The following is a 14,749-nucleotide window of genomic DNA, read 5'->3' as shown; positions in this document are numbered from 1 at the left end:
GCGCCGCCGATCACCGGGGAGCCTTTGCCGAGATCAAGGCGCCACTTCCAACTCCGCGCTCCGACCATCGGCTCCTTTCAACTCGCCACTTCCCGGACCACCGCCCTCTCCGCCTTGACCGGCCGAAACCTCCACATCACCCAGGTCAGCCAGCGTCACCGTGGACGTCGCATAGATCGCAAACGAGGGCCCGCCGGCGCCGCCTCCACCGGTTCCCCCTTGACCACCATTGCCACCGGCGCCTCCGCGGCCTCCCAGGCCGCTGTCGAGTTCGCGGTTGCCACCATCGCCGCCAGGGGTGCCTCCCAGACCGCCTGCGCCTCCCAGACCGCCCTGCCCCCCGACGCCGCCCACACCGCCCACAATCCTTGCTGCGCGGCTGATAAAGAGCGCGTTCTCAAGCAGCACGCCAATGGAAGCCCCCCCGGGGCCGCCTCCCTCACCACCGGTGCCCGGACATCCTCCGCTGGCACCACCGCCGCCAGCGCCCCCCCACGTATCGCAGTAGACGCCGAAGGTCCCTTCATTATGGTAGCCGCCGCCACCACCACCGCCACCGCCACCGCCGCCGGCCTCTCCCTGCCCGCCGGGGCCACCGCTCTGCCCCACCCATCGAAGCGTGTTCATATCAAAATGCCCCTCGTCGCTACCCCCTGCTCCTGACGGCCCCTGCGTGCCATTTCCACCGCGCGAGCCCACGCTACCGTCCTGAGGGCTATCACCGCCGCTCCCGCCTGCGCCCCCCGTATCACCGGAACTTCCGGAATCGCCGCGTTGGCCACTCCCGTAGTTAAATCCGGAATCTCCGCCGCGTCCTCCCCGAGCCCCACAGGTCGATGTCCCCCCGGCTCCCGGCGAGGGTGGGTTATCTTCATTGATGCATCGCAAACCGGCCAGATCTCGCCGCGGCGGCGCATCGCCCCCGGAACTTCCCGCTCGACCATTGCTCCCCATCGCCCCTTCCCCTCCATCCACACCCGCGCCCCCACGCCCGGCCTCCACCACCGTGCTCTCCAGCACCACGCCCTGGCTGTTTCGCAAAAGCATCGCCACCGATGACTCGCCAGCCGGCGCATCCTGACCGCGGACACGCAGGTTCACCAGGCGAGTGGTCACTTCAATGTCCTCGCCGATGACGGAGGGACGGCCGCCCGAGATCTCCACGCGCCCATTCGGATCGTAGAGCCATCCAAACGCATAGCCGCCCACCACATGCACACCCTCGCGAAGCTCCAGCACCTCGTCATAGGTGCCCACTTCAACCAGCACAAAGGCGCGCTCCGAGTCAGTCGAAGCCGCCTCAACGGCTGCACCGATGGTGCCAAAAGGTCGTTGCAGCGAGCCCTCATTCGCGTCGTTGCCGTGGGTCGCAACAAAATAGGCCTGCGTGCCCCATCCGGCCTGCGGGCGACACGCCTCGCTCCCCTGACGGCCCGGGTTGGGAATGACATGTTCCTCGTCGCAGGCGTCTCCCTGACCGCCATCTGGATCATTCGGGTTCGTCGTATCGCCCGGGTCAGGATTGTCGCCGTCGGGAGGATCGGGCACGGTGGAATCCGGCGCGTTCGCGTCGAGATCTCCCCCGACGTCAGCACCCACGTCCCCCTCCCACTCCGCGGTGACGACCGACTCGCTGCATCCCATCCACAGCCCGCATGCGACCAGCGCTACTGCCACCGAACCTCTCCGAATGCGCCGGTGTCCGCTGCCTTGTTGATGCCTCATTGCGACCTCCCTATGTAAAGAGCAACCCTGCAGGCGGGAGCCCTTCATCCATTATTTTACACCTCCTACGATCATTGCAGCGCTACACATCACCACGCGCGCCTTGTAGGAGATAGCATCCTGTCGATACGCTCCCCTGAGCATATCGAGCAATGACTTAAGAATCGAGTGAGCTGATGCGTATCTTACATACCTCCGACTGGCATCTGGGGGCCACACTTGAGCAAGCCTCCCTGGAGCATGAGCAGGCGCGATTTCTCGCCTGGCTCTACGAGGCCATGCGCGAGGCCGAGGTCGAATGCCTCATCATCGCCGGAGACGTCTTCGACAGCGCCCAGGCTCCGGCGCGCGCCCTGGGGCTCTACTACCGCTTCCTCAACCGCTGCCAGGACCTCCCTGCGCTCAAGAAGATTGTGGTGGTGGGTGGCAACCATGACTCCGCAAGCCAGCTCGATGCGCCGGCACCGGTGTTGCGCGCCCTTTCCGTCGATGTGATCGGTGGGCTCTCCTCCGAGCCCGAATCCTGGGATCGCGCCCTGATTCCCATCCCCGACTCGGAGGGCAACCCGCAGGCCGTCGTCGTCGCCACGCCCTACATTCACGAATCTCGCCTCGGCGTCGGAAGAATCGCCGGCGAGGGCGTCGACCGTGATCTGGCGCGTGCCTTTTTTGATGCTTTTGAGAACTTCTACACTGAGCTGGCCCGGCGCGCCCGTGAGCATTTTGGCGATCTTCCCCTGGTCGGTGTCGCCCATCTCACCTGCCTGCCCGCAGCCCAGAAGCTCCGAGACGACGATTTTAAGACCGACCTCCACCAGGTCGGCACTCTGGGCGCCCTGCCCCCCTCAATCTTCTGCGAGGACTACGACTACGTCGCGCTCGGACATATCCACCGTGGCTTCGCGGTCGAAAGGGGCCGCGTCTGGTACAGCGGCACCCCGGTGCCCATTCGTTTCAATGAGGCGCAGACCCCGCGTCAGGTGCTCCTGGTCGATGTCGGCGAGGAGGTTGTGATTGAACGACGCGAAGTGCCGGAGTTTCGCCCGCTGATCATCTACCGCGACACCCCCGAGGCTCTCGAAGAGCTCGTGACCAAACGCACCTGGACGGCCCCCCTCCCTCCCTATGTTGCGATTGAGTCTCTCGTGGATATCACGCGCCCTGGAAGCCTGGAGCGGCTCCGCGAGGCCATCGAAGACACGTTTAGTCCCGAAGAGCGCCCCCGCATCATCGCCTTTCGCGAGGTTTTAAACATCGATCGCGAACCCGGCGCTCTTGGTGAGCAGGAATTCATCCCCCTGGAGACGGTCACGCCCGCATATCTCTTTGAGCAACTCTACCGCTCGGCCCACGAGGATCAGGCGCCACCGTCCGAGATCATGGCGACCTTCTCAGACCTCCTGCCCCGCAACGACGCGCCCCTCGAGTTGGCGAGCCCCGAACAGCAAACTCTTAATGTTTTACTTGAAGAAACCTGAAGGCAATTCATGAGGCTTCATCGCTTAAAAATTGAAAACCTGAACTCCTTCTACGGCACCCATGAGCTGCGTTTTGACCCGGATCTGAGCGGTGTTCCGCTCTTTCTAATCCACGGACCTACCGGTTCTGGCAAGACCACACTCCTCGACGCCATCTGCCTGGCCCTCTTCGGCTGCACACCTCGTCTCGATCAGCAGGGACGAGATGAGGATCGAAAAAATCACCACATCATGAGCAGCGGTACCGGGGAGTGTGCGGCCGAGCTGACCTTCAGCCGACGCAACGGCTCCGGCGTCCGCGAGTACTTCCGCGCGACCTGGTCGCTACGCCGCGCCCACGGCAAACCCGAGGGCAATATTCAGAGCGACCAGCGCAAGCTCGAAGCCTTGACCGACCCCGATGACCCCAATCCCCGCGTGCTGGCGGACGACAACCGCGCCAAGTACTACAGCTCCGCCTTCGAGGAGGTGCTCGGGGCGATGCAGCTCGACGACTTTCTGCGCACCGTGATTCTGCCCCAGGGGAAGTTCGCCGAATTTCTCCACGGCAACGAAGACGCCAAAGCGGAGCTGCTCAAACAACTCACCGATGTCGACCTTTTCCGCCAGATCGGCCGCGCCTGCGCCGAGAAGCATCGTGAGGCCCGGGACAGGGTGAAGACCCTCGAAATCGAACTCAACGCTCAGGACTTCCTTGATGCCAACGCGCGCACCGAACTCGACGAAGCGTTGACCCTGGCCAAACTCGCCGAGACCGAGGCCGCCAGGGCACGAGATGCCGCGCGCGACATCGTTCAGTGGCACAGGTCTTTCGACGCTTTGCAACGCGAGCGTCAGCTCCATCACAAGCGCGTGTTGGACGCCGCGCTCATGCTTCAAAACCACGCCGGCGATCTTAGCCGTCTGTCCCTGAGCGAAACACTCGAGCCCGCCCGCGACTCGCTCCGCGACCTCAACACGCTGGATGCCGCCATCGAAGCACGCCAGGTCAAGCTGGCGGAACTTCGTCAGCAACGCCCCGAACGTGAAGAGGCCGTAGAGCTTCATCAAAAGGCGCTGCTCACACGACAGAACGTGCGCGACATCGCAGACCGGGCACTCAAAGATAGCGCCGGACCGCTCAAAGAAGCCCGCCACCTCGACACCCAGATCGCGCGGATTCGCCAAGACCTCCAGACTGAGCGCACGGCGATTGCAACGTCTCAACGAAGCCTCAAAGAGACTCGGGAGCTACGCGAGGGCAAAGCTCGGGCGCTTGATGCTCTTAACGCCGAGCAACAACGCCTGCAGGCCAATCAACCTACCGCCCCCTGGTCCGAAGAACTAAGCGATGCCATCGTCGCGATGCGTCCTCAGATCGTAGCTCTTCAGAGTGAGCGTGGCACCAACCAGGAGGATACGCGCAGAGGTATTGCGTTTAAGGCGTCACTCAACGAGCTCAACCAGAGCGCCCAAAACCTAAAGCAACACATCAGCAAAGCCGAGAGAGAGCTTGAGGTTTTGCATCGTACCCACGAGTCGAGGCATGACGAGCTCAAAAAAATCCTTGGCGATAAACCCGACGTCAGCGAAGCGCGCCGTGCCTGGACTGCCGCGATAAGTCGCACCGAGAACCACAGCCGCACCTTTCGCCTGGCCGCCGAAAGCGCATCAAGCCTCGCCGCACTCAGCGCCCAGGTGAAGGCCGCGGAGGCCAGTCACGACACGCTCAAGCAAGCGCTCAACAACGCCGCCGAACAGGCTCGAAACGCTGGCGAGCTCGTCGTGAAAAAAGAGAGCGCCCGCAAGGTCGCCGAGGAACAAAAAGTTCTCGCAGAACGCCTCTTCGGGCTGATTGACGCCCGGGAACTACTCAAAGACGAGGTGCCCTGCCCGGTCTGCGGTAGCACCACCCACCCTTACGCCGGCTCCGTTCTTGGCCACGAAGACCTTCGCAACAACCAGGAACGCGCCCTCGAGCTGCTGCGAGGCATCGAAGAAGAGCTTGAGGCAGCGCGACAAACACGTACGGCTGCCGCCAGCGAGCAGAGCCGTGTGGCGGCAGAAACCGACGCCGCTGAAAAGCGCGCCGCTGACTTAAACGAACGCCTGGAGCACGATGTCTCAAGTCTGCGCGCGATCCTCACCGATGTGCTGGACGCTCCGCTCATGGACTCCCCCGACTGGCTCGCGCTCACGCGGGACTTCCAAGAGCGAAGTGAGGCGCTGCAAGGCGAAGCTCGGTCGCTCATCCAACGCCTCGAAGACCTTGAGAAAGCGGACACGCTGCTGAATGCCGTGCGCGAGAAGCTCATCCAGGTCGAGTCACGGCTCGCCGAGCTCGGGCCGAAACGTGATCACGCCGCCGCCGAAGAGGCCCGTCTTACCGAAGAGATCACCGCACTCAGAGAAAAGGTCGCCGCCGACCGCCGCAAGCTCCGGGTGCGCCTCGGCGCGCTCTCCGATCAGCTGCACACCCTGGACCGTCCACTTCATACCCAGGCCGGTGACGATCGCGGCACAATCATCGACGCCCTGGATCAGCATGTCTCGAACCTCGAAGAAGAGCGTACCCTCCGAGGCCAGCTCAAAGGCAAACTGGAAGAGCTCCAGACCCGACGTGCGCACATCGAAAAAGAGCTGGCCTCGATTGAAGCTCGCCATACCAGCGAGAGCGAAAGCGTCCACGAGCGTTTCAACGCGTTAAAGAAGCGGGAGACCGAACTGGACGAACTCCGCAAACAACGTCAGGCCATCTTCGACGGGAAGAGCGCCGATGAGGTCGAAGCGCACCTCCAGAAGCAGGCAAATGCCTCGCTTCAGGCCTATGAGGATGCGCGTAAGACGCTGGAAAGCGCCGAAGAACACCTCAAAAACCTCAACCAAAGCATCAAGTCTCACTCGGCAGAGCTCGAAGATGCCGCCAGGAACCATCAAACAACGCTCCTGAGGCTCACTACCATGTTGGAGACGCTTCCCGTCGCGACGCTTGATGCGCTGCAAGCCGCCCTGCTCGGCCCCGAGGAGCGCGAGCGCCTCATGGCGCTGCGGGATGCCCTTCGTCAGGAGAAAGTCACCTCCGAAGAGCTTTTGAAGACATCCGACGATGCGCTGCAACAACTTCAAAACAAGCGTCCCGAAACCCTCGAGGAGGTTCAGGATCTCGATGCGATGGAAGCTCGTTTTGATGCCTGTGAGGCGCAACTTCGCGATGCGACCGGAAAGGTCGCGACCCTCAAAGAGCGCCTGAGCGCCGACGATCAAAAGCGCGAAAGCCTGTTCGAAGGACGCAAAAAACTCGACGAGCTCAACCGAACCTACGGCCACTGGAAAACCATTCACAGGCTCATTGGCGAGGGCGAGGGTAAAGCCTTTGAGCGCCACGCCCTGAGCTTTCATCTGCAGAACATCGCGGTCTACGCCAACCGGCATCTTCAGGATCTGGCACCACGCTACGCGCTCCAGATTCGTCGCGATGAACATGGGCTTCCCAAACTCGACTTTGAGATTCTTGATCGAAACCGCGCCAACAGCGTACGCCCGGTCACAACCCTCTCCGGCGGAGAGTCCTTCTTGCTCTCGCTGGCCCTGGCGATGGCGCTGGCCGATCTTCGCCAGGTTCATATGCCGCTGGAGACGCTCCTGCTCGACGAGGGCTTTGGCACCCTGGACCAGGGGTCGTTGCAGGTGGCGATCGGCGTACTCAACGCGCTGCAATCGCGTAGCAACCGCCAGATCGGGCTCATCAGCCACGTCGAGGGGTTAAAAGAAAGCGTGGAATACCGCGTTCGAGTTACCCCGGAGGGGAATGGCCGCTCCAGCCTCTGCATTGAGCGACCCGACGCGGGCCTGATGGGCTGAGCACAACGAGGTGCTCACCGACGGTAGAAAACGAGCGGGGCGTCCAGGCGCCCCGCTCTCCGTGTCATCGTCAGTCGTCGAGTGAAAAACTCACGACCTTTCCGGCCACTGCCATCACCCGCTCCCACTCCCCTTCTATCCGCCCCATACCGTACAGGATCGACCGTGAGATCCGCGCCCCGCTGCTGACCTCAACGCCGTCGAGCACCACCTCTGGCCCCACCCGGGCACCCGACTCGATGCTCGTGTGCATGCCAGCGAGCACCGGACCGGCCAGCTGGGCCTTACCGTCGATGGTTTCCTGATTGTAGATGTAGAGCGACTCCCCCAGGGCTTTCGGAAGCGGCGCCTGGGCAAAAAGCCCCGGTTCGCGAAGTACGCGCCGGGTTGTCTCGAAGAAGAGACGCGGATTGTCCAGCGCCGCCCAGAAGTCATCGTTGATCAGCGCGTTGATGCGTTCGCCACGCTCCAACATCGGGATGTAGACATCACCCACCATGCACCCCTCTTCGAGGGGGATGGTGCGCAAAAGTTCCGGCTCCAGAAAATGCACGCCGGTAAAGTCGTACTCTCGGAGTGACTCCGACGCTGCATTCGGGTGGCGCGCATTGCGCAGGCCGCGCAACTCACCGGCCTCATTTAGCCAGACGCGGCCCGGCTGGTCGCTGGCGCGGGGGCGCACCACCATCGAGGCCAGCGCCCCACTCCGGCGATGCGCCTGAAGCTGTGCAGCCAGATCGATGTTCATGATGCTGTCACCATTGAGCACGATCAGAGTCGTCTCCGTCTCTCCGAGTCCCTGCCAGATACCGCGCACCCCGCCGGCCGTCCCCAGAATCTCCCATTCGCGTACATAACGCGGACGAATCCCGAAGTTCGCGCAGAGACGGTCGACGACGGGCGGAATCGCATCGGGCAAATGATGCAGGTTAATCCCCACCTGCTCCACCCCCGCCCCGACCAGATGGTTGAGCGCGTAGGCGACCATGGGGGTGTTCAAAAAGGGCATCAGGGGCTTGGGCAACACATCGGTCAGAGGTGCAAGGCGTGAGCCGTAGCCCGCGCAGAGCACACCTCCCACCGGTGCGGGGGCCTGCCTCCCTGTTGTGGACGTCACTGAATCGTGCTGACTCAACCTTCACCTCCGTAAAGCACAACGCGCTGCGGCCGAGGACGCCCATCGGGCGCGCTCGGCCGCAGCGTCGCAGACCATCGTACGTCTGACGCAGCGCTGACGCGCTGCGACTTAGAACTCGTCGCTATCCCAGGTGCCGCGCTTGGCGGAGACCGTCTCTTTCTCTTCGGCCTCTTCCTCCTCGAAGTCGAACTGAGTTTCTTTCTTCTCCGCCCCCATGCCCATCTTCGCCTTGAGCGCCATCAGGGCTTCATCGGCCCCGTGGTCATCTTCCAGCGCGTCGAACTTGGCAGCCAGATCGTCGCCACTGAAACCTTCGGCGAGCTCGGCGCTGGCTTCGGCTTCGGCTTCCATCTGCTCGATCTTGCCGCTCATGCGATCGAAGGCATCGAAGGCCGAGGTGTCGCTCAGGCCGGACATCGTCTCCTGGATGGTCTTCTGAGCCTCGGCGCGCTTCTTACGTGCGATGAGCAGGTTCTTCTTGCGGCTGGCTTCTTCGATCTTGGAGTTGAGCTGGCGCAGCGAGTCGCGAAGTTTGTCGGCCGCAGCCTTCTGGGCCTCCCACTGCTTCTGGAACTCGGAGCTGAGGTCGTCATGCTCTTTCTTGCGCGAGAGCGCCTCACGGGCCAGATCATCGCGACCGGCACGCACGGCCATCATCGCTTTCTTCTCCCAATCACGGGCCTGCTGCAGCTCATTGTCGAGCTGCTTCTTGAGTCGCTTTTCGTCGGCGATGGTCACCGCGACCTGCTTCTTGGCCTGAATGAGCTGCTCTTTCATGTCGAGAATGAGCTGATTGAGGATCTTCTCCGGATCCTCGGCGCGGCTGATCAGGTCATTGATGTTGGCTTTGAGAAGCGTGCCGATCCGATTAAAGAGTCCCATATATTCTCTCTCCTATGTACCTGTGGCCGGGGCTGTGCTCACAGGCTCCAGCGGTAGTGGTAGGCCGGAAACAAGGTGGTGCAGGCGTTGATGAGCGCTTGCTACGATCGTTTACGTCAGGACGAGGCCTGCGCGGTCGACTTAGGCTGGCCGACGATGGCACGAAGTTCTTCGTAATGCTCGCGCACCGCAATGGCCAGCGCGTCGATGGTGGCCTGGAACTCATTGTGGTCCAGGTTCTCACTCTGCAGCGTATCAACAATCACCACCGCGTCGTCTTCCAGGCCATAGGCTCCGGCGACCATCGAGGTGGCGTTGAGCTCAAGCAGGCGCTTAAAAAGTGCGTCGCGGGTGGCTTTCTCCGGAGCGTCCATCAACTTGACGCGGAAGGTGATCACCGGCGGGGTGTGATAGACGACAATATTGTCGATGTAATCGATCTCGTCGTGAATCAGCCACAGCCCTTCCTGAACCTGCTCAAAAGGCAGGCCGTGCTCAATGATGAAGTTCTCAATCTTGTCGTTGGTGACCATGTACGCCATCCTCCCTGTCTCATCCATGACACAACCCGTGTAAGCGACACGGCGCGCGCGTTTTCGGCCCCGGTCCAGCCGACCCTCGCTGGGTCTTCAAGGCTAAGAACTGGCACGCCGACGCCAACTTATTTCTTCGAGAACGCCGGCGAAGTGTAGGGGCCCCGCCAAATCAGTGTCAAGCCAGCAACAGTGCGGTGGCCGCGGTTGTCAATGTGAAGCGATGGGATACAATCGTCGCCCATCGCGCGGGTTTTCTTGAGCCCCCCCGCCTGTCCTCCACGCCCTTTGATATTGCCCGGCCACTCCTGCCGACCCAAGGACTTCCACGGTGCGATCACTTGGACCTTATCGCCTTATCGAGCGGATTGGCGTCGGCGGCATGGCCGAAGTCTACCTGGCGCATGCGATGCGTTACGGTGACCTGGTTCAGCCCTGCGTCGTCAAAGTGCTGCACCGCAACCTGGCGGCCGATCGCAGTTTCACACGCATGCTGCTCGAAGAGGCCAAGCTCATCGCGGTGCTGCGCCACAACAACATCTCCAGCCTCTACGATGTGGGCAGCGAAGACGGGAACTTCTTTCTGGTCATGGAGTACGTCAACGGTCGCGACCTCCACGCCGTACTCGCCGAAGGGGCCCGCCGAAGCTACGCCATCCCGGTGGCAACGGCCGTGCAAATCGCCCGCGATGTGTGCAACGGACTTCAGTTCGCGCATACCCGGATCGGGAGCGACGGCCGCCCCCTGCAATTGGTTCACCGCGACATCAGCCCGCAGAACATCCTCCTGAGCGTGCTCGGGGAAGTAAAACTCATCGACTTCGGCATTGCCAAATTCGACTCGAAGTTGCGCGAACGTACACGTGCCGGAGTCATCAAAGGTAAGTTCGGTTACATGAGCCCCGAGCAGGCCTGGGATGAGCCGCTGGACCATCGCTCCGATCTTTTCTCGGTAGGCATCTGCCTCTACGAGATGCTCACCGGTCGCTCGGCCTATGGCCAGAGCGACGATCCGCTGACGATGCTCAAGCGCGCCCGCCAGGCCGAGATTTCGCCGATCGACCAGGCGCGAAGCAGCCTACCGCAGAGCCTCATCGCGGTGGTGGAACGCGCCCTGGCCCGCAAGCGCGAAGACCGCTACCAGAGCGCCTACGATTTTTCGCAGGCGCTCAGTCAGGTGCTCGCCGAAATCGCCCCGGGACACACCGGCCTTGAGAGCGGCACGCTGCTCAGGGACCTCTTCCAACAAGAGGATCCAGCGCTGAACGCGCTTGCACGCCCGGAGGCTTCCGCAGAGACACGCCCTCGGGGCCGCGACCCCCGAGCTCGAACCGCACGCAAAGCGTCCACGCCGGTGCCTGCCCCTATCACCGCGGCTGAGATCGAAGAAAGCACCGCCCCGATGCAGGAGGTCCCCGAAGAGGTTCGTTTAAGCGGGGCCTACGCGCAGGTACGACCCGACGACGACTTCGCTCATCCCGATGATGCCACGCGTTTAAAGACGGTGCCCGAAGATTTCGCCAGCGAGAAAACCGAGCTCTTCGATGAGGTTCGCCTCTCCGGTGCGCATAACGCGGTCGCCCGCGAGTCGCTGGCGCGCTCCGGGCCGCAGCCAACGTTTGAGGACGACTGGGGAGAGGATGAGCTGGCGCTGGAGCCGGAAACCAACCCGCATCACCGCTCCCCGGAGTTGCCGGGCCTGGCCGACGCTCCCTCACCGGGGCCTTCCTCACCGGCGGCACAGCGCTCCGGAGCTCAACCCTCCTTGCCGCGGCTTGAGCACACCTCCGAGATGGACGCGGCTTCGGCGCAAGTAGGCCCCTCGGGCCTTCGTGCGGCGGAGGTCGATCGGGCCGGCGGCGCAAAGATGGATCGTCGCACCCAGATCATCGTCGGGCTTGTACTCGTGCTGGCAGCCGTGGGCTTTATCGCGACGCGTTTTCTCTAAAACGAACGTCGCCCCCCCATGGTGCCGATACTTCAGTCGTCGATGCCGAAGTCTTCGCGTATCGCAAACTCCGGGTCCTCGCCATCGACCGGGCGCTCGCCATCGCCTTGATCGACATAGGTCTCAAACTTCATAAAGGAGAGCGCCTGCTGGTTGTATACTGCGCTCTCCGGCGAGTTGAAGACGTAGCGGATCGCCTCAACCTCGCGACCCTCCTCATCTTTGCCCGCCTGAAGGATCACGCCCATCGCGCTAAGCTCCTCGCGAGGCACCAGGGTTTTGGGGGAATCAAAGGTGGGGTAGACGCGGATCAACTTCTGCGTGGCGTCGTAGTCGCTGCGTGACTTGCTCATGAAGGCTCCATCCAGTGGGTGAAGATAAGGTCATTAACGGCACTGCTGAAAGTAACATCGCGACCGGTGAAAGTACTTCCACATCACGAGCGCAAAGGTAACACCGCCCGGCTCAAAACACATGGGAAGGTCTATGAACGATCTGGAAATCTTCGATCGCTACCCCGCCACCCGCGCTCTGGGCCATGTGCGCCTGGGCAACCTCCCCACTCCGGTCGAGTCGTACTCTGCACTGGCCGAAAAACTGGGTATCGGTGAGCTATGGGTCAAACGCGACGACCTCACAGGCAGCATCTACGGCGGCAACAAGGTGCGAAAGCTGGAGTTCATTCTGGCCGACGCCCTGGCCGGTGGCCATGAACGGGTCTGGACGGTCGGCGCGCTGGGAAGTCACCACGTCCTGGCCACCGCCCTTTATGCCCGGGAGGTGGGACTTGAGCCTCACGCGCTGCACTTCCCCCAGCCGGTGACCGCGCATGTGCTGGAGGTCTTGCAAGCTCTGAGCACCACGCAACCCGTTCTCACCCCGGTGGAGTCGAAAAACGGACTTCCTTTTGCGATGGCCAAAACGCATATCCGCGAGTGGCTTTCCCGGGACAAAAACCCCTACTACATTCCCGGCGGCGGCTCCTCTCCCCTGGGTGTGGTCGGTTACGTCAACGCCGCCCTGGAGTTGGCCCGTCAGATCGAGGATGGCGCGTGCGCCGAGCCCGATGTGATCTACGTGGCTGCTGGCACCTGCGGCACACTCGCGGGCCTGATTCTGGGTGCTCGTCTGGCGGGCTTACGTACGAAGATCGTCGGTGTACGCGTGGTCGACAAAGTGGTGTGCAACGCTCCGCTCACGGCACATATGGCCAATAAGACCTCCCGGCTTATTCGCGACGCCGGCGGTCCCGAGCTGCCTAAGATCTGCGCCGGTGATGTCACCCTGCTCGACGACTTCATCGGGGAGGGCTACGGCAAGGAGACCTCTGAGGGGTTGCGGGTCATGGAGATGGTCGAGCGCCATACAGGTCTGGAGCTTGATCCGACCTATACGGCCAAAACCTTCGCTGCGCTGGACGCGCACGCCGAGAGCCTGGCTGACAAACGCGTGCTCTACTGGCATACCCTCAGTGGCGCGGACTTAAGCGCACGTATTGCCCTCGCCAACATCGAGCGCGATCTTCCGGCCTCGTACCGCGAGCTCTTCGACACTCCCCTGCCCCACTGACGCCCCCCAACACGCCATGACCACTCGCCGCATCATCTGTGTCTGCACCGGCAACATCTGTCGATCACCTATGGCGGCGGCGTTGCTGCGCGCAAAATTGCAGCAGCGCGCCGTGGTGATCTCCGCGGGCACCCTGGGACTGGTGGGCCGCCCCGCCGCCCAGTTTGCCCGGATGGCCGTAGAACCCTTCGGCGCCTCCCTCGACGACCACCGCTCCCAGGGCGTCTCGCTGCCATTGATGCGCATGGCTGACCACATCCTCGTGATGTCGCCGCGCCACAGCCGCCACCTGTTGCAACTGGCACCGGAGCTTCAGAGCCGCCTGGTCGAGATCTGGCGTTTTGATCCCGAGCAGCAGGTCGAGACGGGCATTCCCGACCCGGTGGGACAGACCCGCGAGGTCTTTGAGCATTGTTGCGCGATCATCGACCGCTGCATCGACGCCTGGATCGCAACCCTGAACATCGCGCACTAACGCCTCGTCCAGCCCCGGAACCTCTGTGATTGTCATCGGCATCGACCCCGGAAGCCGTTTTACGGGCTACGGCCTGGTTAATAAACGCGGCCAGGAGCTCGAACACGTGGCCAGCGGCCGCATCAACGCCTCGCGCGCCAAAACGTTCATCGAGCGCCTGGAGATCATTTACGGGGGGTTGAGCTCTGTGCTCAACGAGTACGCGGTCGATGAGGCCGCCGTAGAAAGCGTGTTTGTGGCGCGAAATGCGATGTCGACCATCAAGCTCGGGCAGGCCCGAGGCGTCGCCCTGCTCGCGCTCAGCCACGCCAATCTCGAACTCAACGAGTACGCACCGACGCTGGTCAAACAGGCGGTCACCGGCCGGGGACGCGCCTCCAAAGATACCGTCGGCCAGATGGTGCGCGTGCAACTGGGCCTGCGCGGGGAGCTCGCCGAGGACGCCGCCGATGCTCTGGCGGTTGCGATTTGCCACTGTCAGGCATTCGACTTTCAGCGCCGCCTGCAATAGAGTAACGCTGAACATGCTCTCAGGATGGAACTCTACCTATGATCGCACATCTTACAGGCCGTCTGCTCACCACTGAACTCGACAGCGTCATCCTCGACGTCCGCGGCGTTGGCTACCAGGTCTTTGTGCCGGTGGGCAGCGCCGGTAAACTTCGCCCCAATGAGGCTGGCGAAGTCTCATTGTGGATTCATACCAGCGTGCGCGAAGACGCCATTCAGCTCTACGGCTTTGCCTCCGGCGATGAGCGCCGCCTCTTTGCCAAACTAATCTCGGTCAGCGGCATCGGCCCCAAAATTGGCCTGGCGGTGCTCTCCGATCTCGACCCGGCAGACGTGGTCATGGCCGTGGAACTCGACCGGGTGGACACCTTCACCAAAGTCAGCGGCATCGGCAAAAAGACAGCACAGCGACTCATCCTCGAACTCAAGAACGCGCTGGGCGACTTCAGCTTTGAACGCTCTGTGGGCGAGGCCACCGTTGAGCGCTCTGCCATCGACGACCTGCGCAGCGCCTTGCAAAACCTGGGGTATCCCCCGGCGATGGTTGACGACACCGTCGATCATGTTGCCCGCGAGGCCACCGACGATCAGCCCGTCGAGGAGCTTCTGCGCATGGCGCTAAAACTCTTGCGCTGAAGCCGCTCCGATACG

The 14,749-nt window shown here is 62.5% G+C and carries 11 protein-coding genes and 1 pseudogene; 7 read left to right on the top strand and 5 right to left on the bottom strand.

Annotated features, from left to right (window positions below):
• Window positions 1–33: 33 nt before the first annotated feature.
• Window positions 34–1,725, bottom strand: coding sequence for a hypothetical protein (locus EA187_RS20920; RefSeq protein WP_164855999.1), 1,692 nt, complete (start codon window positions 1,723–1,725; stop codon window positions 34–36).
• A gap of 176 nt (window positions 1,726–1,901) precedes the next feature.
• Between EA187_RS20920 and EA187_RS04910 the strand changes: the two genes are divergently transcribed.
• Together EA187_RS04910 and EA187_RS04905 are read left to right on the top strand one after the other, a co-directional pair.
• Window positions 1,902–3,203: a metallophosphoesterase family protein gene (locus EA187_RS04910; RefSeq protein ID WP_127779365.1), complete on the top strand. Its 1,302-nt coding sequence runs from the start codon at window positions 1,902–1,904 to the stop codon at window positions 3,201–3,203.
• A gap of 9 nt (window positions 3,204–3,212) precedes the next feature.
• Window positions 3,213–7,043 carry an SbcC/MukB-like Walker B domain-containing protein gene (locus EA187_RS04905; protein WP_127779364.1) on the top strand — a complete coding sequence of 1,277 codons (3,831 nt, stop codon included), beginning with the start codon at window positions 3,213–3,215 and terminating at the stop codon, window positions 7,041–7,043.
• A gap of 70 nt (window positions 7,044–7,113) precedes the next feature.
• On the opposite strand, the gene EA187_RS04900 is transcribed toward EA187_RS04905, so the two are convergent.
• The 3 genes from EA187_RS04900 to EA187_RS04890 form a co-directional block, all read right to left on the bottom strand.
• Window positions 7,114–8,178 carry a nucleotidyltransferase family protein gene (locus tag EA187_RS04900; RefSeq protein ID WP_127779363.1) on the bottom strand — a complete coding sequence of 355 codons (1,065 nt, stop codon included), beginning with the start codon at window positions 8,176–8,178 and terminating at the stop codon, window positions 7,114–7,116.
• A gap of 111 nt (window positions 8,179–8,289) precedes the next feature.
• The gene (locus tag EA187_RS04895) at window positions 8,290–9,063 is read right to left on the bottom strand and encodes a PspA/IM30 family protein (protein WP_115602635.1); all 774 of its coding nucleotides are present in this window, start codon (window positions 9,061–9,063) and stop codon (window positions 8,290–8,292) included.
• Window positions 9,064–9,179: 116 nt separating this feature from the next.
• Entirely contained in the window at window positions 9,180–9,605 is a 426-nt protein-coding gene (locus tag EA187_RS04890; RefSeq protein WP_127779362.1) for a YbjN domain-containing protein, read from the bottom strand.
• 322 nt (window positions 9,606–9,927) lie between these two features.
• Between EA187_RS04890 and EA187_RS21120 the strand changes: the two are divergent.
• Window positions 9,928–10,728, top strand: a pseudogene (locus EA187_RS21120) (serine/threonine protein kinase); the annotation flags it as partial.
• An 848-nt stretch (window positions 10,729–11,576) separates the two neighbouring features.
• On the opposite strand, the gene EA187_RS04880 reads toward EA187_RS21120, so the two are convergent.
• A complete protein-coding gene (locus EA187_RS04880; protein ID WP_115602638.1) occupies window positions 11,577–11,897 on the bottom strand; it encodes a hypothetical protein in 321 nt (106 codons plus the stop codon).
• 133 nt (window positions 11,898–12,030) lie between these two features.
• On the opposite strand from EA187_RS04880, the gene EA187_RS04875 reads away from it, so the two are divergent.
• Genes EA187_RS04875 through ruvA form a run of 4 tightly spaced genes read left to right on the top strand, consistent with a single transcriptional unit; the run spans window position 12,031 to window position 14,734 of the window.
• Entirely contained in the window at window positions 12,031–13,113 is a 1,083-nt protein-coding gene (locus EA187_RS04875) for a 1-aminocyclopropane-1-carboxylate deaminase/D-cysteine desulfhydrase (protein ID WP_164855997.1), read from the top strand.
• Between the two features lie 16 nt (window positions 13,114–13,129).
• Window positions 13,130–13,588, top strand: a complete 459-nt coding sequence (locus tag EA187_RS04870; protein ID WP_115602640.1) for an arsenate reductase/protein-tyrosine-phosphatase family protein — start codon at window positions 13,130–13,132, stop codon at window positions 13,586–13,588.
• Window positions 13,589–13,613: 25 nt separating this feature from the next.
• Entirely contained in the window at window positions 13,614–14,099 is a 486-nt protein-coding gene (gene ruvC, locus EA187_RS04865; protein WP_127779359.1) for a crossover junction endodeoxyribonuclease RuvC, read from the top strand.
• Window positions 14,100–14,137: 38 nt separating this feature from the next.
• Window positions 14,138–14,734, top strand: a complete 597-nt coding sequence (ruvA, locus tag EA187_RS04860) for a Holliday junction branch migration protein RuvA (protein WP_127779358.1) — start codon at window positions 14,138–14,140, stop codon at window positions 14,732–14,734.
• The last annotated feature ends 15 nt before the right edge of the window (window positions 14,735–14,749 follow it).

This window comes from Lujinxingia sediminis (genome assembly GCF_004005565.1).
GTDB lineage: Bacteria > Myxococcota_A > Bradymonadia > Bradymonadales > Bradymonadaceae > Lujinxingia > Lujinxingia sediminis.
The sequence above is the reverse complement of the archived record's forward strand: the minus strand, read 5'-3'. Positions and strand labels throughout refer to the sequence as shown.

Bases quoted from the DNA above. Each gene is read 5' to 3' on its own strand.
- EA187_RS04910 (WP_127779365.1), top strand. From the start codon at position 1,902: ATGCGTATCTTACATACCTCCGACTGGCATCTGGGGGCCACACTTGAG.
- EA187_RS04905 (WP_127779364.1), top strand. From the start codon at position 3,213: ATGAGGCTTCATCGCTTAAAAATTGAAAACCTGAACTCCTTCTACGGC.
- EA187_RS04880 (WP_115602638.1), bottom strand. From the start codon at position 11,897: ATGAGCAAGTCACGCAGCGACTACGACGCCACGCAGAAGTTGATCCGC.
- EA187_RS20920 (WP_164855999.1), bottom strand. From the start codon at position 1,725: ATGAGGCATCAACAAGGCAGCGGACACCGGCGCATTCGGAGAGGTTCG.
- EA187_RS04875 (WP_164855997.1), top strand. From the start codon at position 12,031: ATGAACGATCTGGAAATCTTCGATCGCTACCCCGCCACCCGCGCTCTG.
- ruvA (WP_127779358.1), top strand. From the start codon at position 14,138: ATGATCGCACATCTTACAGGCCGTCTGCTCACCACTGAACTCGACAGC.
- EA187_RS04870 (WP_115602640.1), top strand. From the start codon at position 13,130: ATGACCACTCGCCGCATCATCTGTGTCTGCACCGGCAACATCTGTCGA.
- EA187_RS04895 (WP_115602635.1), bottom strand. From the start codon at position 9,063: ATGGGACTCTTTAATCGGATCGGCACGCTTCTCAAAGCCAACATCAAT.
- EA187_RS04890 (WP_127779362.1), bottom strand. From the start codon at position 9,605: ATGGCGTACATGGTCACCAACGACAAGATTGAGAACTTCATCATTGAG.